Annotated in this window: 18 protein-coding genes; 8 read left to right on the plus strand and 10 right to left on the minus strand. The window is 61.1% G+C overall.

Features of this window, described 5'->3' with window-relative positions; translation table 11 throughout:
* Positions 1–42 precede the first annotated feature (42 nt).
* On the plus strand, positions 43–1,419 hold the full coding sequence (locus tag QZ522_RS01150) for a hypothetical protein (protein ID WP_294606583.1): 1,377 nt from the start codon (positions 43–45) through the stop codon (positions 1,417–1,419).
* Positions 1,420–1,421: 2 nt separating this feature from the next.
* Here the strand turns inward: QZ522_RS01150 and QZ522_RS01155 are convergent, their stop codons facing one another.
* The 4 genes from QZ522_RS01155 to QZ522_RS01170 are packed head-to-tail and all read right to left on the minus strand — an operon-like array spanning position 1,422 to position 5,249.
* Positions 1,422–2,072 carry a phosphoribosyltransferase family protein gene (locus QZ522_RS01155; protein ID WP_294606585.1) on the minus strand — a complete coding sequence of 217 codons (651 nt, stop codon included), beginning with the start codon at positions 2,070–2,072 and terminating at the stop codon, positions 1,422–1,424.
* Positions 2,073–2,100: 28 nt separating this feature from the next.
* On the minus strand, positions 2,101–3,312 hold the full coding sequence (locus QZ522_RS01160) for an ABC transporter permease (RefSeq protein WP_294606587.1): 1,212 nt from the start codon (positions 3,310–3,312) through the stop codon (positions 2,101–2,103).
* Position 3,313: 1 nt separating this feature from the next.
* Positions 3,314–4,018 (minus strand): ABC transporter ATP-binding protein, encoded by a 705-nt coding sequence (locus QZ522_RS01165; RefSeq protein WP_294606589.1) that lies wholly within the window; start codon positions 4,016–4,018, stop codon positions 3,314–3,316.
* On the minus strand, positions 4,011–5,249 hold the full coding sequence (locus tag QZ522_RS01170) for an efflux RND transporter periplasmic adaptor subunit (protein WP_294606591.1): 1,239 nt from the start codon (positions 5,247–5,249) through the stop codon (positions 4,011–4,013). The genes QZ522_RS01165 and QZ522_RS01170 overlap by 8 nt, the downstream gene beginning before the upstream one ends.
* Positions 5,250–5,481: 232 nt before the next feature.
* On the opposite strand from QZ522_RS01170, the gene QZ522_RS01175 reads away from it, so the two are divergent.
* The 3 genes from QZ522_RS01175 (at position 5,482) to QZ522_RS01185 (ending at position 9,127) form a co-directional block, all read left to right on the plus strand.
* On the plus strand, positions 5,482–5,811 hold the full coding sequence (locus QZ522_RS01175) for a BON domain-containing protein (protein WP_294606593.1): 330 nt from the start codon (positions 5,482–5,484) through the stop codon (positions 5,809–5,811).
* 77 nt (positions 5,812–5,888) lie between these two features.
* On the plus strand, positions 5,889–8,354 hold the full coding sequence (locus QZ522_RS01180) for an ATP-binding protein (protein WP_294606595.1): 2,466 nt from the start codon (positions 5,889–5,891) through the stop codon (positions 8,352–8,354).
* Positions 8,351–9,127 carry a hypothetical protein gene (locus QZ522_RS01185; protein ID WP_294606597.1) on the plus strand — a complete coding sequence of 259 codons (777 nt, stop codon included), beginning with the start codon at positions 8,351–8,353 and terminating at the stop codon, positions 9,125–9,127. The genes QZ522_RS01180 and QZ522_RS01185 overlap by 4 nt, the downstream gene beginning before the upstream one ends.
* 133 nt (positions 9,128–9,260) lie before the next feature.
* On the opposite strand, the gene QZ522_RS01190 is transcribed toward QZ522_RS01185, so the two are convergent.
* The 3 genes from QZ522_RS01190 to QZ522_RS01200 all read right to left on the minus strand — a co-directional run bounded on the left by QZ522_RS01190 (position 9,261) and on the right by QZ522_RS01200 (position 12,607).
* Positions 9,261–10,502, minus strand: coding sequence for a saccharopine dehydrogenase family protein (locus QZ522_RS01190; RefSeq protein ID WP_294606599.1), 1,242 nt, complete (start codon positions 10,500–10,502; stop codon positions 9,261–9,263).
* 26 nt (positions 10,503–10,528) lie between these two features.
* The gene (locus QZ522_RS01195) at positions 10,529–11,623 is read right to left on the minus strand and encodes a carboxynorspermidine decarboxylase (RefSeq protein WP_294606601.1); all 1,095 of its coding nucleotides are present in this window, start codon (positions 11,621–11,623) and stop codon (positions 10,529–10,531) included.
* A 93-nt stretch (positions 11,624–11,716) separates the two neighbouring features.
* Positions 11,717–12,607, minus strand: coding sequence for a LysR family transcriptional regulator (locus QZ522_RS01200; protein WP_294606603.1), 891 nt, complete (start codon positions 12,605–12,607; stop codon positions 11,717–11,719).
* Between the two features lie 108 nt (positions 12,608–12,715).
* On the opposite strand from QZ522_RS01200, the gene QZ522_RS01205 reads away from it, so the two are divergent.
* The 4 genes from QZ522_RS01205 to QZ522_RS01220 all read left to right on the plus strand — a co-directional run bounded on the left by QZ522_RS01205 (position 12,716) and on the right by QZ522_RS01220 (position 17,784).
* Positions 12,716–13,714, plus strand: a complete 999-nt coding sequence (locus QZ522_RS01205) for a TRAP transporter substrate-binding protein (protein WP_294606605.1) — start codon at positions 12,716–12,718, stop codon at positions 13,712–13,714.
* 91 nt (positions 13,715–13,805) lie between these two features.
* Positions 13,806–14,288, plus strand: coding sequence for a TRAP transporter small permease (locus QZ522_RS01210; RefSeq protein WP_294606607.1), 483 nt, complete (start codon positions 13,806–13,808; stop codon positions 14,286–14,288).
* On the plus strand, positions 14,285–15,676 hold the full coding sequence (locus QZ522_RS01215; RefSeq protein WP_294606609.1) for a TRAP transporter large permease: 1,392 nt from the start codon (positions 14,285–14,287) through the stop codon (positions 15,674–15,676). Before QZ522_RS01210 ends, QZ522_RS01215 begins: the two co-directional genes overlap by 4 nt.
* The gene (locus QZ522_RS01220) at positions 15,673–17,784 is read left to right on the plus strand and encodes a N,N-dimethylformamidase beta subunit family domain-containing protein (protein WP_294606611.1); all 2,112 of its coding nucleotides are present in this window, start codon (positions 15,673–15,675) and stop codon (positions 17,782–17,784) included. The genes QZ522_RS01215 and QZ522_RS01220 overlap by 4 nt, the downstream gene beginning before the upstream one ends.
* Positions 17,785–17,836: 52 nt before the next feature.
* Here QZ522_RS01220 and QZ522_RS01225 read toward each other — a convergent pair whose 3' ends face one another.
* The 3 genes from QZ522_RS01225 to phnL form a co-directional block, all read right to left on the minus strand.
* Positions 17,837–18,982: an alpha-D-ribose 1-methylphosphonate 5-triphosphate diphosphatase gene (locus QZ522_RS01225; protein WP_294606613.1), complete on the minus strand. Its 1,146-nt coding sequence runs from the start codon at positions 18,980–18,982 to the stop codon at positions 17,837–17,839.
* Positions 18,979–19,545: a phosphonate metabolism protein/1,5-bisphosphokinase (PRPP-forming) PhnN gene (gene phnN / locus QZ522_RS01230; RefSeq protein ID WP_294606615.1), complete on the minus strand. Its 567-nt coding sequence runs from the start codon at positions 19,543–19,545 to the stop codon at positions 18,979–18,981. The genes QZ522_RS01225 and phnN overlap by 4 nt, the downstream gene beginning before the upstream one ends.
* The coding region (gene phnL / locus QZ522_RS01235) for a phosphonate C-P lyase system protein PhnL (protein WP_294606617.1) at positions 19,542–20,146 on the minus strand (605 nt) is incomplete at its 5' end. The genes phnN and phnL, both read right to left, overlap by 4 nt.

Raw genomic sequence — 20,146 nt, forward strand, 5'->3', positions numbered from 1 at the left:
GGAGGATCACAGGGACACGCGACAAAGGAACTGGCCCGCCAGTTGCTCAGGGATGAACCCGCGCTTTGCTCTTCGCTGGATTTCGGCCCCTATGTGCAACAGGGTCAGGCGGCGGGCACCTCCCTTCTGATCGGGGATCAGGCCGAAATCCCGTTGCTACACGGGGTCATGCAATCGCGCCGGGATTACCGGATGGCACTCCTTGCCCGCCCGTCCGACCTTGTGCTGGTCAGACATCGCGACAGGGTATACGAGAGCTATCTTGCCCAACACCTCGACCATGCGCAGGTGAGCTATCTGAGCGCTCCGGACAATTTCCGCGGGATCATCAGCAAAGAGGCCGACACCTGGCCTGCACTGGTCGATCATCTCGGGGCGATCACGGCGTCCGGTAACGGCCTGACGCTAAAGGCCTATCTGACAACGCGAAGTACCTGGCATCTGGCAAAACGCCTTGGCGAGGCGACCGGAACGCTCATGCATGTCTGCGGCCCCTCGCCGCGCGTATCGCGCCGGGTCAACGACAAGCTCTGGTTTGCAGATCTGGTACACCGCCTGTTCGGCGCAACTGCGACGCCTCCGACCATGATGGGATTTGACCTCGTCGCGGCGGCGGCGCAGATTTCCTATCTGTCCAAACGCGCGGACCGCGTGGTTGCCAAAGTGCCCGATAGTGCCGGTTCGTCCGGCAACATCAGGTTCGAAAGCACAGTTTTTGCCGACAAGAGCCCTGCCTATATCCAGAGTTTTCTGCACGCCAGACTGTTGGAGAGCGGCTGGAACGAAGGCTTCCCGATCCTGATCGGCGTCTGGGACAGCGACGTTTTCTGTAGCCCCTCTGTCCAGCTCTGGATACCGCATCCCGACCAGGGCCCACCCCACCCGGAAGGTGTCTTCGAGCAACATGTGCGTGGCACCGGGGCCGCGTTTGTCGGGGCCGCGCGCTCTACTCTGCCCGACGATCTGCAAACCGCCCTTACCTCGGGCGCGATCGCGATTGCGAGCGTCTTGCAGGCCCTGGGATATTTCGGACGGTGCAGTTTCGATGCCGTTGTCTGTCGCACGAAAAGCGGGGCGCCAACGCTCCACTGGATCGAATGCAACGGCAGATGGGGCGGTGTCTCCATTCCCATGACGCTGGCGAAGACCCTCAATTCAGGCAGGCTTCCGGCCGGGTTCCTTGTGGTGCAGGAACTTCGTCCCGAAATCACCGCCCTCGACACGGCGACCTGTCTGGCCCGGCTTGACGACCTGCTCTACCACGCGCGCCACACCCGCGAAGGCGTGATCTTGACCGCGCCCCCGACGGCGCAAAACGGCGTTTCGATAAACCTTCTGGCACTGGCAGACTCGCAGGACACAAGCGAAAAGCTGATTGACGAGGCGTTTTCCCGCCTGATGATTTCAAGGCATCTCTGAAATCAGGGCGCGCGGCGCGCGTCCTGCAATGCCGCGATCACCTCAGCGTCGCTCACTTGCGGGAAATACCTGTAATGGGCACCGACAGCCCCGAAATAACGGGGGGCGTACAGGCAGACGATTTCGTCGGTCAGGGTTTCAAGCTCGTGCAATGTGTCCGGCGGGGCGACCGGCACCGCGAGGATGATATGCGCCGCACCCCTGTTGCGCACCGCAATCAGGCTGGCCTTTACGGTGGCCCCCGTGGCAATGCCGTCATCAACGACGATCACGGTTTTCCCCGCAAGATCAATCGGGGCGCGCCCCTCAAGATAGGTCGCGCGGCGCCGGGCTATCTCGGGCAGAAGGGTCTGTGCCATCTCGCTGACCTGCGCATCGGACAGACCAAGGTTGCGGGCAATCTCGTGATTCACCACAACCTCGGGCCTGGCCCCGTCGACGACGGCGCCGACCGCAAGCTCGGGCTGCATCGGCGCGCCGATCTTGCGCACGAACACAAGATCAAGCGGCAGCTTCAGCGCTTTGCATATCTCCTGCGCCACTGGCACCCCGCCACGCGGCAGGGCAATGACAACGGTGTTTGCCGGATCAACCTCTTGAAGGGCCGCCAAAAGCGCCTTTCCTGCATCTTCACGATCCTGAAATCCTGCCATTTGATCCTCCTGAGGTGTTTGCGGCCCCCTATTCATGGCGCAGGGCGTCAATCGGATTGAGCCGCGCCGCCCGCCGCGCCGGAAAATAGCCGAAAATCACGCCCACCGCCGCCGAAAACCCGAAGGCCAACAGCACGATTTTCGGGTCGGGAACGAAAGGCACCGACAGGGCATTCGCCCCGACAAGGCCCAGGATCAGGCCCAGCACGATCCCGATCAACCCGCCGATAAGCGACAGAACGATCGCCTCGACCAGAAACTGCATCAGCACCTGATGGGCCTGCGCACCGACAGCAAGCCTGATGCCGATCTCGCGCGTGCGTTCGGTGACCGATACCAGCATGATATTCATGATCCCGATGCCCCCGACCAAAAGGCTGACGGCGGCAACCGCCGACAAAAGCCCGGTCAGGATATCGGTGATACCCGACAGCATCGTTGCAAGCTGCTTCATGTCCATGACGGTGAAATCGTCCTCTTCACCCGGACCGATGCGGCGGATTTCACGCATCAGGCGCTCGATCTCGTCCTTGGCGCGGTCGGTGGGCACGCCTTCATGCACGGCAACATAGAAAAACGAAACATCCGTATTGCCCGCAAGGCGGCGCTGATAGGCCTTGAGCGGCATGATCACGAAATCATCCTGATCGCTGCCAAAGGTCGAGGCCCCCTTGGAGCGCAGGAATCCGATCACCTCGCAGGACAGGGATCTGATCCGGATCGTCTCGCCCAGAGGGTCCGCCGCGCCGAAAAGTTCCTTGCGGACGGTTTCGCCCAGGATACAGACCGGCTTGCCGGACTGAAGCTCTGACGGCTCGAAAAGGCGGCCGCGCTCGACCTCCCAGCCGGCGGCATCGAAATAACGGTTGTCGGCGCCGACCACATCGGTGCGGTGATTTTCATTGCCAAAGACCGCGCGCGACCGGGTCGCGCTGAGCGGCGCCGCGATATCCACCACGCCAAGCTGTTCCTGCACGCGTTCATTGTCGCGCAGGGAAAACAGCGGCGCCGCCGAATTGCCCGGCCCGCCCTGCATGGCATCCTGACCGGGCATGACCATCAACACGTTGCTGCCAAGCTTTTCGACATCCGCCGTCACCTGATCGGCCGAGCCCTGCCCCACCGTGACCATTGCGATCACTGCGGCCACGCCGATCACGATGCCAAGCACGGTCAGGAACGACCGCAGCGCGTTGCGCAGGATCGCCTGAAGGGCAAGCTTGACTGTCTCCCACAACATCTCAGGCCACCTTTCGTGTCGGCGTATCGCGCTCGATACGGCCATCCACCATCCAGATCAGCCGGTCGGCATAATCCGCCATATCCTCTTCATGGGTCACCATGATGATGGTCAGCCCCTCGGACCGGTTGAGGTGGCGCAGGACCTCCATGATCTCGGCGGATTTCCGGGTATCGAGATTGCCGGTCGGTTCATCCGCAAGCACGACCTTGGGGCGCCCGGCCAGCGCGCGCGCGATGGCGACGCGCTGTTGCTGGCCACCGGACAGTTCGGAGGGGTCGTGCCCCGCGCGATTGGCAAGCCCGACCTTGTCAAGCGCCTGCATCGCCAGGGCCTCGCGCTCGGCGCGCGCCAACCCCTTGTAGATCAGCGGCAGGATGAAGTTATCAAGCGCACTCGTGCGCGGCAAAAGGTTGTAGCCCTGAAAGACAAAGCCAAGATAATGCCGCCTGAGAAGGGCACGCTGATCGGCGCTCAGGTTATCGACCTCGACGCCGCCAAAGTAATATTCACCGCCGGTCGGCGCATCAAGACAGCCAAGGACGTTCATCGCCGTGGATTTGCCCGATCCGCTGGGGCCCATGATCGCCACGAATTCGCCCTCGCGTATGGTCAGGTCAACGCCGTCAAGCGCGCGCACTTCGGTTTCCCCCGCGCCATAGATGCGTGAAATGCCCTTCAGTTGAATGAGCGGGGTGTCAGCCATCTATACGATCCGTGATAACAAGGTCGCCGGGCGCCAGGCCCCCCTCAAGAATCTGCGTCAGCCTGCCATCGCTTGCCCCGGCGCGAATGGCGATTTCCTGGGGCACGCCGTTGCGCAAAACCCAAAGCGTCTTTGCATTCCCGCTTTGCGGGTCATTGCCCGCCGAAGGAATCAGCATGCCAAGCAATCCGCTGCGCTCCTGCTTTTCCCCCGGCGCGACAGGGGGCGTATAACGTATCGCGGCATTGGGCACGCTAAGGACGTCACTCAATCGGGCCACCACGATATCGGCCGTCGCCGTCATTCCAGGGCGCAGCCGCATGTCCGAATTGTCGATGGTCAGAATTGCCTTGTAGGTCACAACGCCCTCCACCGTTTCGGGGGCAAACCTGATCTCGGCGATCTCGGCGGGAAAGCGTTCTTCATCATAGGCATCGACGGTAAACTCGGCACTGTTGCCAACCGCGATCTGGCCGATATCGGCCTCGTCCACATCGACCCGCAGTTCCATTTTGCTCAGGTCTTCGGCCACCGTGAACAGGATTGGCGCCGAGAGCGATGAGGCCACGATCTGACCGGCATCGGCCGCGCGATCAAGCACGACCCCCTTGATCGGCGAACAGATACAGGCCTTGTCGCGTTCGGCCTGCTGCAAATCAAGGCTGGCCTCGGCCAGGGCCCGGTCGGCGCGCGCCGACTGCAATTCGGATTGCGCGCGGATATAGGCGGCGCGTTGCGCCACGAAATCCTGACGCGAGGTGATCCCGCGCCCTTCAAGACTAAGCGCCGTTTCATAGCGCTCTTTTGCCTCGTCCAGCGTCGCCTGCGCCATTGCGACCCGCGCAATCGCCGAATCCAGCGCCGCCTTGCTCACTGCGAGCTGCGCGTCGAGCTTGACGGTATCAAGCTCGGCCAGAACCGTGCCCACCTCGACGCGATCATTGTAATCCACAAAGACATTGGCCAGCGTGCCCGACAACTCGCTTGAAATCTCGACAAGGTTTGTCGGCTCGACGGTCCCGGTTGCGGTCACAGTGACCCTGAAACTGGCGATTGCGGCCTCGGCGGTCACATATTCGACCTGCTCCTGCCTGGCCCCGCTCACCATCCAATAGGCAGCGCCCGCAGCAATGACGGCCACCAGGCCCAAGACCTTGACCCAACCTGCCTGCCACCACTGCGACTCCCCGATTTTCAGGGTCGCCGCAATATCACTTTCGGTCTGTTCCATGGCTGTACTCGATAAAAGCTGCGTCAGAGTTCATCCTAGTGGTTCGGCAACACGGCTGACCTGACCTAGGTCAATGTCGCGCGGGCAATCTCCGGGTGGCCTCCGGATGGTCCCCGGGCCTCCTCTGGGCATCGCGCGGCGGGCGATGCCGGCAATTGATGTACGTCAAGTTAAACTCGGATTTCCATGGCAATCTGCCCCTGAAATACAAGCGGGATCAAGAGAACGGAAAATGAACACGGATGCACGGATAGAAAAGGCCATCTGGGAACAGATCAGTTGCAATTGCCGGATCGACGCGGGCAATATCGGAATTTCGGTCAAGGATGGTGTCGTCACCCTGCACCGGACGGTTTGGGACGATCTTGGCGACTTGCGCCCCTTGCAGCTTCATTCGCGCGTAGAGGGCGTGAAAGAGATCATCGAAGCCCTCAAGATCAAGCCCCGGTCCTGCAAGGTGATCGCCGATGACGACATGGACGAACGGCTTGCCCATCTTTGCGAGTGGTGCGTCATTTACCACCGCCATCAGCCCCCCGCCGAACACCCAAACCGCCTTTAAGGGGCCGGTTCAAAGATGTCTGGGCATGGACCTGCCTGGGTCACGCTGCCACTGGCACATGAAGGGAAACGATCAGGATGACCGCCAGAAAAGCAACGCCCGACCCTCTGCCCGGTGAAATTCCTGCGGCCCAACTCCGGGTGGAATGCGACCCCGCGGAGCTTGGGTTCGATACCACGGAGGATCTGAAGCCGCATGATGGGCTGATCGGCCAGGAGCGCGCCATCGGGGCCATAGAACTCTCTGCCAGCATCAGTCATCAGGATTTCAACCTTTACGTTCTGGGCACGCCGGGCATGGGGCGCCATTCGACCGTCAAAACCCTGTTGTCGAAACACGCGGCCAAGCGCCCGACGCCGAATGACTGGGTCTATGTGAACAATTTCGACGCGCCGCACAAACCCCACGCCATGCGCCTAGCCGCCGGCTCTGCCGAGGTTCTCAAACTGGCGATGCAGGACCTTGTGGACGATCTTGCCAATGAAATTCCGGCGTTGTTTGAATCCGAAGAATACCAGACCCAACGCCGTTCCATCGAACAGGAATTCGGCGAGAGACACGAAGAGCCGATCGCCGATTTTGCCGAACAGGCGCAGGCCGAGGATGTCGCCCTGCTGCGAACGCCCATGGGGTTCATGCTGGCGGCGGTGAAGGATGGCCAACCGATCAAGCCCGAGGCCTATGAGGCCCTCGATCCGCAAGAGCGCGAGAAGATAGACGAAAAGATCGAGCGTTTGCAGGACAAACTGGCCGCCATTCTCAAACACGGGCCGCAACTTGAAAAAGAACACCGCAAGCGGATCGAAGACCTGAACGCGGGCATGGCCGAAAGGGTCGTTTCCGTCAGGGTCGGCGAGGTGGCCAACGCATTCTCGGGCAAAACCAACATCCTTGAGTATCTTGAAGCCGTCAGAGAAGACATGATTTCCAATGCCGAACTGTTTCTTGAAACCAAGAGCCAGTCCAGTGACGGCCCCTTTCCCGAAGCCATCCACAAGTACCACCGCGAGCCGCAGTTCGATCGTTACGCCGTGAACATCATGGTCTCGCATGAAAGCGCGCAATCCTCTGCTGCCCCGGTGATCTTCGAAACCCTGCCGACGCTGAACCAGCTGACCGGGCGGATCGAATACATGTCAGAAATGGGCACCCTGGTCACCAATTTCACCTATATCAAACCGGGTGCGCTGCATCGCGCGAATGGTGGTTATCTGGTGCTTGATGCGCGTCAGATCCTGACCGAGCCATTTGCCTGGGACGGGCTGAAGCGCTGCCTGCAATGCCGTTCGATCACCATTACCTCGCTGGCCGATCGCATGGGGCTGTCCTCGACCGTCTCGCTTGAGCCGGCGCCCATTCCACTTGATCTGCGGGTTGTTCTGATCGGCGATCGCTGGCTTCATATGCTATTGCTGATGCTTGACCCTGAATTCGGAGAGTTGTTCAAGCTACAGGCCGATTTTGAAGACGACATGCCGCGGTCGGCAAAAAGCGCGAAACTGATGGCCCAGGTGGTGGCCACGCACGCGCGCAAGGAAAAGCTGCGACCGCTGAGCGCAGAGGCGGTGGCACGGCTTCTGGATCATGCGGTGCGGCTCGCGGATGATACGCAGAAATTCACCCTGCAACTGGGGGCGCTGCGGGATGTGATGCGCGAGGCCGACCATTATGCCGGTCTGGCAAAACGCGCGGTGATGACACGGGACGATATCGCAAAGGCCATCCGCGAAGCCGATCACCGGGCCTCGCGGATCAAGGACCGCCTGCAAGAGGCAGTTGTGCGCAAAACCATCCTGATCGACACAAGCGGATCGGTCGTCGGCCAGGTCAACGGCCTGTCGGTGATCGGAATCGGCGAGCATCATTTTGGCCGCCCCTCGCGGATCACGGCCCGCGTGCGCATGGGAACGGGCAAGTTCATCGACATCGAACGCGAGGTCGAACTGGGCGGACCATTGCATTCCAAGGGCGTCATGATCCTTGGAAGCTATCTGTCGACTCAATACGCGCTTGATGTCCCGATGTCGCTGCATGCCAGCCTTGTGTTTGAACAAAGCTATGGCGGCGTCGACGGCGACAGCGCCTCGTCGGCCGAGCTTTACGCGCTGTTGTCGGCCCTGTCCGACGTGCCCGTGTATCAGGGGCTGGCCGTTACCGGATCGGTAAACCAGATGGGCGAAGTGCAGGCGATCGGCGGCGTCAACGAAAAGATCGAAGGCTTTTTCGATATCTGCAAGGCGCGGCGGCTGACCGGGCGGCAGGGCGTGCTGATTCCGGCGTCGAATGTCGAACACCTGATGCTGCGCGAAGATGTCGTCGAAGCCGTGCGCGACGGCAAGTTTCGCGTGATCGAGGTCACGACGATCGACGAGGGCATTGAAATCCTGACCGGCAAGACCGCCGGACGACGCGACCGGCGCGGCATATTTCCCAAGGGCACATTGAACCGCCTGATAGAAGACCGCCTGAGATCTTACGCGCAAACCCGAAAACGTTTTGGCGAGAAAGCCACCGGGGCGGACGAAAAGGGCAAAAACGGATGACACCGACCAGCCGTACAAACATGCGTATTCTTATCGGGGCAAGCAGCTTTGCGGATGCCCAGGCCGCGCTGCGCATCGCGCGCAACATGCTGGCTGGGCCAACCGGGCAACTGGGCGGATTGCTGATAGAGGACGAAACCCTGCGAAGCATATGCCACTGTCCCAATCAGCGGGTGATCTCGGCCAGCGGCACGTTGATCTACCTTCCCTCCCCCACTCAGATACGCACCATGATGAACGCCGATGCGCAGGCTTTTCGCCGCCGTCTGGCAGAAATCGCCGCGCCCTCGACCTCGCGTTGGACGTTTGAACAGGGCGCGGGCGATCTTGTGGAAAGCTCGCTGAAATCCGGGCAGGATTGGGATATCCTGATTTTCGGCTACCGCGCGCTTCATCCTGTTCCGGGTAAGATTGTCGTGTTTGAAAACACCACCACCGCACACACCGAGGCTGTTGCCATGGGCGAGGTGCTCGCCGATCAGTTCAAGGCGCAAACCGTGGTCTATCGTATTGGCGCCGACACCCCGCCGCAGGCCGAACAGGGCCAGATCGCGGCCCGGCACTTTGTCACGCTGCAAGCGGCCCTTGCCCAATTGGCGCGGATCAACGCACAGGCCGTGGTGATTGATCTGGCGCGCGGTCCGGTACGCTCGAGCGATCAGGTAAAAGCGCTGCTGAATGCATCCCGCTGTCCGATCGTGATCCTGAACAGCTCATCTGCGGAACCGGCGCTGGAACATAACGTTCAAATCCCACAGCCCCCCGACGGCTAGGGCCGGGACCGCGTTCCGGGCTGTGTCGTCTACCGGGCGGCGGGGGTCTGCGAACCGGGCACGGCATTGATCGCTGCCTGTTGCCCCCCAAGGGCGCGGATCCGGGGCAAAGCGCCCGAACCCGCCATTGGCATCAGACCTCGGCCCAGGAGCGGTCGCCAGCCTCATCCTTGACGCGGGTCGGCAATCCGATCCGGTCAAGCAGCGCAAACAGCGGCTTGGGGTCAAGCTCTTCGACATTGACCATTTTCGCCGTGTCATAGGTGCCATCGGCAATCAGCATCGCCATCGCGACCGGCGGAACGCCGGCGGTATAGGAAATGCCCTGACTGCCGACCTCGTTATAGGCGTCCTTGTGATCGGCCACGTTATAGACGAACACCTCGACCTCCTTGCCGTCCCTGGTACCCTTGACCAGATCACCGATACAGGTCTTGCCGGTATAGTTCGGTGCAAGGCTTGAGGGATCGGGCAGCACCGCCTTGACCACCTTGAGCGGCACGACCTCCAGCCCCTCAGCGGTCACAACCGGCTGTTCGGACAGAAGGCCGAGGTTTTGCAGCACGGTGAAGACGTTGATGTAGTGATCGCCAAAGCCCATCCAGAACCGGACATCGGCCTGCGGATAATTGGCGGCAAGCGAATGCACCTCGTCATGGCCCGACATATAGGCCTTTTGCTTGCCGACCACCGGCAGATCCCATTCGCGCCCGACCTCGAACATCTTGTTGGTCTTCCACTCGCCCTCCTGCCAGCTATAGACCGTGCCGGTGAACTCGCGAAAGTTGATCTCGGGGTCGAAATTGGTCGAGAAATACTTGCCGTGGCTGCCGGCATTGATGTCAACAATGTCGATTGACGTCACCTCGTCCATGAACTCGTCCACGGCAAAGCGCGCGAAGGCGTTGACCATGCCGGGATCGAAACCCGCCCCAAGGATCGCCGTCACCCCGGCCTTGGCGCAGGCATCGCGGCGCTTCCATTCGTAATTCGCGTACCAGGGCGGCGTCTCGCAGATCTTGGCGGGGTCTTCATGGATCGCCGTATCAATATAGGCGGCCCCGGTTTCGATGCAGGCCTCGAGCACGGTCATGTTCACGAAGGGCGAACCGACGTTGATCACGATCTGCGCGCCGGTCTTGTTGATCAGCGCGGCCACGGCGGCACTGTCCATCGCATCGACCTCATGCGCCACAAGAACGCCGTCCTGCTTCATCGCCGCCTTGTCACGCACGCTCTCCAGGATCGCCTCACATTTCGAGAGCGTCCGGCTGGCGATATGGATATCCCCCAGCACATCGTTGTTCTGCGCGCATTTATGCGCCACAACCTGAGCGACGCCGCCGGCGCCAATGATGAGAACGTTGCGTTTCATGTATCCAAAAGACCTCTTGTGTTTGTTCAGGAAAGGGCTGCCGAGAAATCGGCATAGTCAAAGTCGCGCACAAGGCGGATCGTACCATCAAGTTCGCGGATGGCGATGGCGGGCATCTTCACCCCGTTGAACCAGTTCTTCTTGACCATCGTATAGCCCGCCGCGTCCTGGAACGAAATCCGATCCCCCGCTTTGAGCGGCGCGTCAAACCGGAATTCGCCAAAGATATCACCGGCAAGACAGGATTTACCGCAGATCATCCATTCGTGATCGCCAGTGTCAGGGCTTACCTTGGCAGATTCACGATAAATGAGCAAATCGAGCATATGCGCCTCGATCGAACTGTCGACGATGGCAAGGTTCTTGCCGTTGTAAAGCGTGTCCAGAACGCTGACCTCAAGGGTTGCCGCTCCGGTGATCGCCGCCTCGCCCGGTTCAAGGTAGACCTGCACGCCATTGTCTTCTGCGAACCGCCTCAGGCGCTCTGCGAGACGGTCAAGCGGATAGCCCTCGCCGGTGAAATGAATGCCGCCGCCAAGGCTTATCCAGTCCATTCCCCGGATGATCGGCCCGAAGCGGTCCTCGATCAGCGTCAGCATCTCGTCGAAACGCGCAAAGTCGTCATTTTCACAATTGTTGTGAAACATCAGCCCGCTGATCCTGTCGGCCACGCGCGCGATCTTTTCGGGATCGCCCTCGCCAAGGCGGCTGAACGGGCGGGCCGGGTCGGCGAGATCGAAATCAGAGGTCGAGACACCGGGATTGACCCGCAATCCGCGCACATGGCCCCGCGACGGGCCCTCAAACTTTTCAAGCTGACCGATCGAGTTGAAAATGATCTTGTCCGAATTCGCCAGAACCTCGTCGATCTCATGATCTGCGTAAGCCACTGAATAGGCGTGGGTTTCGCCGGGGAATTTCTCGCGCCCAAGCCTTACCTCATATAGCGAAGATGAGGTGGACCCATCCATGTACTCGGACATGAAATCGAAAACCGACCATGTCGCAAAGCATTTCAGCGCCAGAAGGGACTTGGCGCCGGAGGCTTCGCGCAACCAGGCGATCTTTTCCATGTTCGGCAAAAGGCGTGACTTATCAATAAGGTAAAAAGGCGTCTGCAAGGCGTGGCCCCCCGATGTTGATTGGGTCAAGTGCTGTGGGGGCGTGATTAGGGCGAGAGGCCGCGCATGGCAAGCCAAGAGTGGCACCCGGCCTTATTCCTCCCCGGCCTCGCGCAGGAAATCTATGAACAGCCCGGTGGCCCGGTCGCCGCTCCGGGCCTTCCAGATCGCCACGGTCTGAAGCTGTTCGGCAATATCCTCGAGCGGCAGCACGACAAGCCCCGCCCCCGCCGATCCGCGCACGCTCTCGGTCAGGATCGTGACGCCCATGCCACAGGCCACAAGCCCAAGAATGCCGGCCGTGTTGAACGCTTCCTGAACGACGCGGGGCACAAAGCCGGACCGGCGACATAAGGGAATGAGATAGGCGTGAAAATGCTCCCAATCCTTCGAGGTGCCATGAACGAAAACCTCATGCGCCAGCTCTTCGAGGCGGATGCTCTTGCGCTTTGCCAGCGGGTGATGGTCGTAAAGCACACAGACAAATCGTTCGGACTGGATCAGGCATTGATCATAACCAATGCGGCTGATCGGGCCGGTCACAAAGCCGACGTCAAGCTCGCCATCCTCCAGCTTGTGAAGCTGGGTCGTGGTCACATCGTGATGCGGCTGCAACACAAGGCCCGGCTGTTGTTCCTGAAAATCCTTGAGCCGTCGCGGCAGCAAGCCGGCAATCGCCATATCCGTATAACCGATACGAAGGGTCCCGATCTGGCCCTGATGCACGCGGCGGGTGTTCTCGACCGTATGCTCGACCGCATTGATCACCCCGCGACAGCCATCCAGAAAGGTCTTACCCGCCTGCGTGATCGCAATCCTGCGGTTCGAGCGATCAAAAAGCTCCACCCCAAGCTGATCCTCAAGATTGCGGATGGCCCGGCTAAGCGCGGGCTGCGCGATGCCCAGACGTTCAGCGGCGCGGCGAAAGTGAAGCTCGTCCGCGACGGCCATGAAGTAGCGGATATGGCGAAGACCAAATTGCATGATGCCCAAAAAGTATCAGAATGAACCAAATTGATATTATACTTGCATGGCCCTTCATGCCAACCTGTCCGAATAATAAAAAACCAAACGCACGACATGGAGAGATCAATGCCAATTTTCAAATCGCTGCCCGTGGCGGCATCTGCACTTGCGCTTGCGCTTACCGGACAATCGGCCATGGCCGGGGATGTTGTCATCAACCTTGGCTATGCCGCCGCCGAAGGCAGCACCTACGCGGTGCTGGCCGACAAGTTCGAGGAACTGGCCGAAGAATATTCCGGCGGCACGATTGACGTCAAAGTCCGCTGCTGCGGTCAGCTTATGGGCGAAGACGAGGCCTTCAAGGCGATGCAGCTTGGCACCGTCGACATGCATGTGATCACCGGCAACAACATCTCGCCCCACTTCCCGCTGATGGATGCGTTCGTCCTGCCCTATATCTTCGAGGACAAGGACCACGCTTACCGCGTGCTCGAAGGTGAGGTCGGACAGGACTTCGCCGATCAGCTTCACGCCGCGACCGGGGTTTACCTTCTGACCTACGGCTTTGTCGGCGACCGCGATTTCTACAACTCGCGCAACCCGATCACCAAGATGGCGGATATGGCAGGCCTCAAGGTGCGTGTGCCCAAGAACCAGGTGATGATTGATACCTTCACCGAATTTGGCGCAGCCCCCATTCCGCTTCCCTGGGCGGACACGCCGACCGCCCTGCAGACCGGCACGGTCGAGGGCGCCGACAACGGCACATCCTTTATCAAGTCGCAGAAATTCTATGAAATCATGCCCTATTTCACGGCGCTTGAGCATTTCACCTATTTCTCGCCGCTGTTCGCCAGCCAGCGGATCATGGACAAGCTCGACGATGACCAGCGCGACGCCGTGATGCGCGCCGCGCGCGAAGCGGGCATGTACCAGAAAGAGGAAATGACCCGTCAGGTCGATGAAATCCGCGCCTTTCTCGTGGGCGAAGGCGGCATGACAACAGCCGAGTTCGACCGCTCCGATTTCATCGCCGCCGGTCAGCGGGTGCAGGATAGCTATGCCGCCGACAAGGGTGAGGCTTTCACCGCCCTGGTATCGGCCATCCGCGCGGCCGCAAACTAGGCCCGCCCCCATCTCTCCCGGCTTTTCGGGCGCGCTATCCCTGCGCGCCCGTTTTTCCCGATGACTTTAGCGCAATCACCCGGAGGTCGCAGTGCTCGCCAAACTTGACCGGTATTTCGAGGAAGTCCTCTGTACCCTGTTTCTCTGTATCGTCGTCGGCTCTGTCCTGATGCAGGTGGTGCTGCGGTTCTTCTTTCACTCTGCCGCCGCCTGGGCCGAAGAGACCGCCGTTTATGGGATGATCTTTGCGGTCTATCTTGGCGCGACGATGGCGGTGCGCGAGCGCGCGCATATCCGCATCACCCTTCTGATAAGCCGCCTGCCCCGCGCGCTTCAGGTCGGCTGTGTCGTGCTGGCCGATGCGCTCTGGGTCGGTTTCGTTCTCTTCATGATCGCACAGACAACCACCTATACGCAGCTTTTGTTCAATGTCACCTATCAGACACCTGGCCTCGGGATCGAACAGCGCTGGATCCAGATGTTCATTCCGATGCTATTCGTCCTGATGCTGTTTCGCATTCTCCAGGTCTACTGGCGCTGGCGCTCTGACGCCTTCAAGGGGCTGCCGCTATGAACGATATCACCGATCCCAAACCCCGGATTTCCGTCATTCCGGTCATCGTGCTTGTCGCGATGATTGTCGCCCTGATCATGGCCGTCCTCGGCGGGGCCAACGGGCCGATCCTGATGGCCGTCGTCTTTGTCTTTGCCATGGCGATCGGCGTGCCCATTCCCTTTGCGGCCGGCATTGCCACCGTTGCCGGGCTGATCATCGCCGATATTCCGATGACCCTGATGGCCCAGGCCGCCTGGACCGCGTTCGAACCTTTTCCGCTGGTGACCATCCCGCTGTTCATTCTGGCCGGGCAGCTCATGGAACAGGGCGGAATGTCCGAAAAGCTGGTCAATATCGCGCAAAAGCTTGTCGGCGCCTACAAGGGCGGCCTGGGGCTTGTGACCGTCGTCGCCTGCATGTTCTTTGCCGCGCTTTCAGGCTCTGGGCCTGCGACCACGGCGGCCATCGGATCAATCACCATCCCCGCCATGCAGGCCGAGGGCTATCGGTCGCGCTTTGCCGGGGCGATCGCCGCCTCTGCCGGCGCTTTGGGAAGCATGATTCCGCCCTCAAACCTGTTGATCATCTTCGCGCTTGTCACCGATGTGTCGATCCCGCGCCTGTTCCTGGCCGGGATCGTGCCTGGCATCGTGCTGGGTCTGATGCTGATGGTGGTGGTCTTCGTGATCTCGTTGAAAAACGACTATGGCGGCACCGGCGAGAAATTCCGCTGGGGGCCGCTTCTCACGGCTTTCTGGGAGGGCAAATGGGCGGTGATGGCGCCGGTGATCATCCTTGGCGGCATTTACGCGGGCATCTTCACCCCCTCCGAGGCCGCGGGCGTGGCCGTTGCCTATGGCCTGTTTGTCGGCATGTTCATCTATCGCGGCCTGACCTGGGCCAAGCTGTTCCATGCGTTCAAGTTCACGGCCATCGTCATCGGCTCGGTTCTGTTCATTCTCGGCTCGACCAAGGCCTTTGGCCAATTGGTCACCATCTTTGACATCCCAAGTTCGGTGCTTGCCCTGTTCCAGGGGCTGGTTGCGTACCCCTGGCTGGTGATGCTGCTGATCGGCGTGTTTTACATCATTGTCGGCATGTGGCTTGAAAGCATCCCTCAGATCATCATCTTCACCGCCGTGTTCTTTCCGCTGGTGACAAGCCTCGGGGTCGATCCGGTGGTGTTTGGCATCTTCACCGTGATGACCTGCGAGATCGGCTTTCTGACCCCGCCCATCGGCGTCAACCTGTTCGTCGCCGCACGGATCAGCAAGATCTCCATCGAAGAGATTTCGGTCGGAGTGCTGCCGCTTTTGATCCCCTATGGGCTGATGATCCTGCTTCTGGTGTTTTACTCGGACTGGGTCACCTATCTTCCAAATCTTGTTTATGGACCAACACGATGACAACAAACCCCCAAGACCTGCCTCTTCTGGGATATGTGGACCGCCTGTCGGCGCGACCCGGCGAAACACTGGCCTTCAAGGTCTCGTCGACCGCAGCGCAGCCCTTCACAGCGCGCCTTGTGAGATCCATAAGCGCCGATCCCAACCCCGAGGGGGCAGGCATCGTGGAAGAGGACGCATGCGCGTTTTTCGCCACCCAATCCTTTCCCTCTGTCCACCGCCCCTTTGCGGCAGGGTCCTACGGGATCGCAAAGGGTGAACTGCGCGCAGATCCCGAGGCGTCGATCACCCTTTCGGCGACAGTCTATCCCACGCTGATTACCGGCACGGTTCAAACCGTGCTTGGGTTTGGTCCCTATGACCTGCGTCTTGACGAGACCGGCGCCGCGAGCCTTTGCGTGGAGGGCCGGGTGATCACCACCGGCCAGCCCCTCAAGCTGCGCAAATGGGCCCGGATCGAGGCACGGGTGACGAAGGACGCCATCATCCTTGAGCAACACCCGCTGGCGGCACGCGACCGGGCACCCTGCGTGGTGAGTGGCGCGGGCATTGGTGCCCTCGCAACCACCGCACAGCCAACCGTCGCCGCGCGCCATGACGGGGATACGGCAAGCCAGCATTTCAATGGAAAAATCGAGGCGCCGGGCATTGCTGTAGACGATCGGATTCTCGCGGCCTGGGATTTTTCCAAGGGCATCAGGACAACCACCGCAGAGGCGATAAAAGGCCCCGATCTTGGCCTTGTGAACTTTCCCGCGCGTGCCGTTACCGGCTCGGCCTGGGACGGGTCGGAAATGAACTGGACCCACAAACCCGCGCATTACGCGGCGATCCATTTCCACAATGATGACATCTATGATTTCGGCTGGGACACCGATTTCACCTTTACCCTGCCCGAGGACATGCCATCGGGCGTCTATGTAATGCGGCTTGAGTGTGACGGGCACGCGGACGCGATCCCGTTCTTTGTCTGCGCCCCGCTCGGGCGGCCCAAGGCCAGGCTCTGTGTGCTGATCTCGACCTTTACCTATACGATCTACGGCAACCACGCCCGCCCGGATTACGAGCCCTCCTGGCAAGACCGCATCGCCGAATGGGATGCCTATCCATACAACCCCGCAGAGTACCCGCAATATGGGCTCTCGACCTATAACTATCATGCCGACGGCTCGGGAATCTGCCATGGCTCGCATCACCGCCCGCTGTTCAACCTGCGCCCCGGTTACCTGACCTTTGGCACGACGCCCTGTTCGGGCCTGCGCCATTTTCCCGCCGATTCGCACCTGATAAGCTGGCTGCATGCGATGGGGATCGACTATGACGTGATCACCGACCGCGAGCTGCATGACGACGGCGTCGCGGCGATAAGTGGCTACGACGTCGTGACCACCGCGACCCATCCCGAATACCACACCGCCAACACCCTTGATGCGCTGCGCGATTACCGCGATGGCGGCGGCATGTTGATGTATCTCGGCGGCAATGGGTTCTACTGGCGCATAGCGGTACACGACGAAAACGACAGCCTGCTTGAAATCCGCCGCGCCGAGGATGGCATCCGGGCCTGGGCGGCGGAACCGGGCGAGTATTACAACGCCTTTGACGGTGGCTATGGCGGGCTTTGGCGGCGCAACGGACGTGCCCCGCAAGACCTTGTCGGGATCGGCTTTGCCGCACAGGGCGAATTCTTTGGCGACCCCTATTGCCGGGTCTGCACAGACCCCGAATACGACTGGGTTTTTGACGGGATCGACGACGAGCTGATCGGGGATTTCGGATTCTCGGGAAATGGTGCGGCGGGATTTGAGCTTGATCATATGGACCATCGCATCGGCACCCCGGACAACGCCGTCCTTCTGGCGCGCTCGGTCACCCGCGACACCGGTTTCATGCTGGTCCCGGAAGAGCAGCTGACCCATCTGACCAACCTGACCGGCGGCAGCGCGGCGGACGCAATGCATGCCGACATGATCTATGCCGAATACCCCGGCGGCGGGCGTGTCTTTGCCACCGGCTCGATCACCTTTTGCGGAAGCCTGCCCTGGAACGATTACGACAACAACGTCTCGCGCCTGCTTCGCAATGTCATGACCCATGCGCTTGGGTGATGCCATCCACGGGCATCACCGCCCGTCACCCAGGGGCCTGCCGCTTGCCTGATCAGAACACACGCCGCCCCTCGCACCATGTTTCGTGCAGGACCGGCGTGTTTTCGAGGATCGAAAAGCGGACCATATCCGCGCGCGCGCCAACGCGAAGCACCCCGCGATCGCCAAGCCCGACCATCCTTGCCGGGGTATCGCTGACCGTCGCAAGCCCGCGCGCCATGTTGCCCCAAAGCGTGCCAAGCTGGACCGCAGCCATCAGCAAACCGGCCGGCACGTAATCTGAAGACAGGATATCAAGCCGCCCCGCCTGCGCCAGATCAAGCGCCGCGACATTGCCCGAATGCGACCCGCCCCGGATCAGGTTGGGCGCGCCCATGATGGTGGCGATATCGTTCGTGTGACATGCCTCTGCCGCCTCAAGCGTGGTCGGAAACTCGGCCAGGGTCACACCATGGGCATGGCTGGCGGCGACCTGGGCCGCGGTGGTGTCGTCATGGCTGGCCAGCGTGGCGCCATAGCGCCTGGCGGCGGCAACAGTCGCAGCCTCATGCGTGGTGCCGAACCGCTCTTGCAGACCACGCAGAAAGGTCACGTAATCACCAAATGCCGCCGAATCCAGGCCGTGCTTGCCACAGACGTAATCCTTGTACTTCTGCAAATCGCTGAACTGGCGCTGACCGGGGGTGTGATCCATCATCGACACGATGCCCACGCGATCCTCCGGGCCGAACTCGGCCAGCTCCTCGATCAGGGTTTCGGAACAGATTTCCGCGCGCAGATGAATATGGTGACTGATCCGAAGCGCACCCGCTGCGCGCATCGACAGGATTTCATCGGCCATCTGGCGCGCATATTTGCCATAGCGCCGCCCGTCGCCCGAGACGATTGACCCGACCCGGATGGCATCGAACACGCTTGTGATCCCGGTGCCGGCCAACTCGCGATCATGCGCCATAATCGCGGCGCGATGCGGCCAGTCCACCTTGGGACGCGGCGACATGTGCCGCTCAAGATTGTCGGTGTGCAGCTCGACCAATCCCGGCGCCACAAAATCGCCCTGCATGTCACACGCCCCCGAAGGCACCGTTCCGCCGCTGTCGATGCCGCTGATCCGCCCGCCCCTGATCCGAAGCGATCCAAGGATCACCTCATCCTTCAGAACAAGCCGCGCGTTGGCGAGTATTGTGTCTTTTGTCATTGGTATATCTCGCTTTTTCGCGCAGTCATGGTGGGATCAAGATGGCACAGGATGGCCGTGACACAATCGTCAAGCGCCCCGTCGTTCTCTACAACATGCGCCGCAATATCCGGCGGCAGGGTGAAATCCGCGCGTTCAAGTCGGCGGGCGATCTCGGCCTCGCTCTCGCGCCCGCGCGCCACAAGCCGCGCCAGGAGGGCGTCATGCCCGGCGCTCAGCGCGATCACCTCAAGGCGGGCAAAGCGCGCCTTTGCCTCGATCAACACGCTGCGCGACAGGTTGGCCAGAACGTCGCGCCCAGAGGCCAGCACCGCATCGACCGAGGCCGGGATCGCATAGCAAAGCCCATGCGCACGCCAGCTCAGGGCAAAGCCCCCGGCGGCCTCTTGCGCGGCGAAGGCGGATTCGGTGAGGCTGTCGAACACCTCGCCGCCCGCATCAACGGGCCGCGTGATCACCCGACGGGCAAGCACGAACCGGGCATCGCGCGCTGCAAGGGCGCGCATCACGCTGTCCTTGCCCACGCCCGAGGGGCCGACAATCGCGATGAAGCGCCCGCTCATGCGGCAAGGCCCGGCGTGAACCGAGTCACGTCCAGCTCGCGGTCGCAAAGCACATCGCGCGCCGCGTGATCGTGGAAAATGCCGATGATCGCCGCACCGCGCTCCTTCGCCTCGCAGATCATCGCAAGTACGGTCGCGCGATTGGTCGGATCAAGGCTTGCCGTCGGTTCGTCCAGCAACAACGCCGGATAGGGATAGGCAAAACCGCGCGCAATGTTCACACGCTGCTGCTCGCCCCCCGAAAAGGTCGTCGGGCTTAGCGACCAGAGCCGCTCGGGGATATTGAGCCGCGCCAGAAGGCCCTGGGCGGTGGCGATTGCCGCGCTACGCGCGGTTCCCGTTGCAAGCAGCGGCTCGGCCACCACATCCAGCGTCGAGACACGCGGCACGACCCGCAAAAACTGGCTGACATAGCCAAGCGTGGTCCGGCGCAGCGCGATAATCTCGCGCGGGGCGGCCCCTGTGACATCGACATCCCCCACGATGATCCGCCCCGAGGCGGTCAGGTAGTTGCCATAGATCATCCGCATCAGGGTGGATTTTCCCGCCCCCGACGCCCCGACAAGGGCCACGCATTCGCCGGGCGCAACATCAAGCGAGG

The organism is uncultured Roseovarius sp. (assembly GCF_913054395.1).
Classification (GTDB): Bacteria; Pseudomonadota; Alphaproteobacteria; order Rhodobacterales; family Rhodobacteraceae; genus Roseovarius.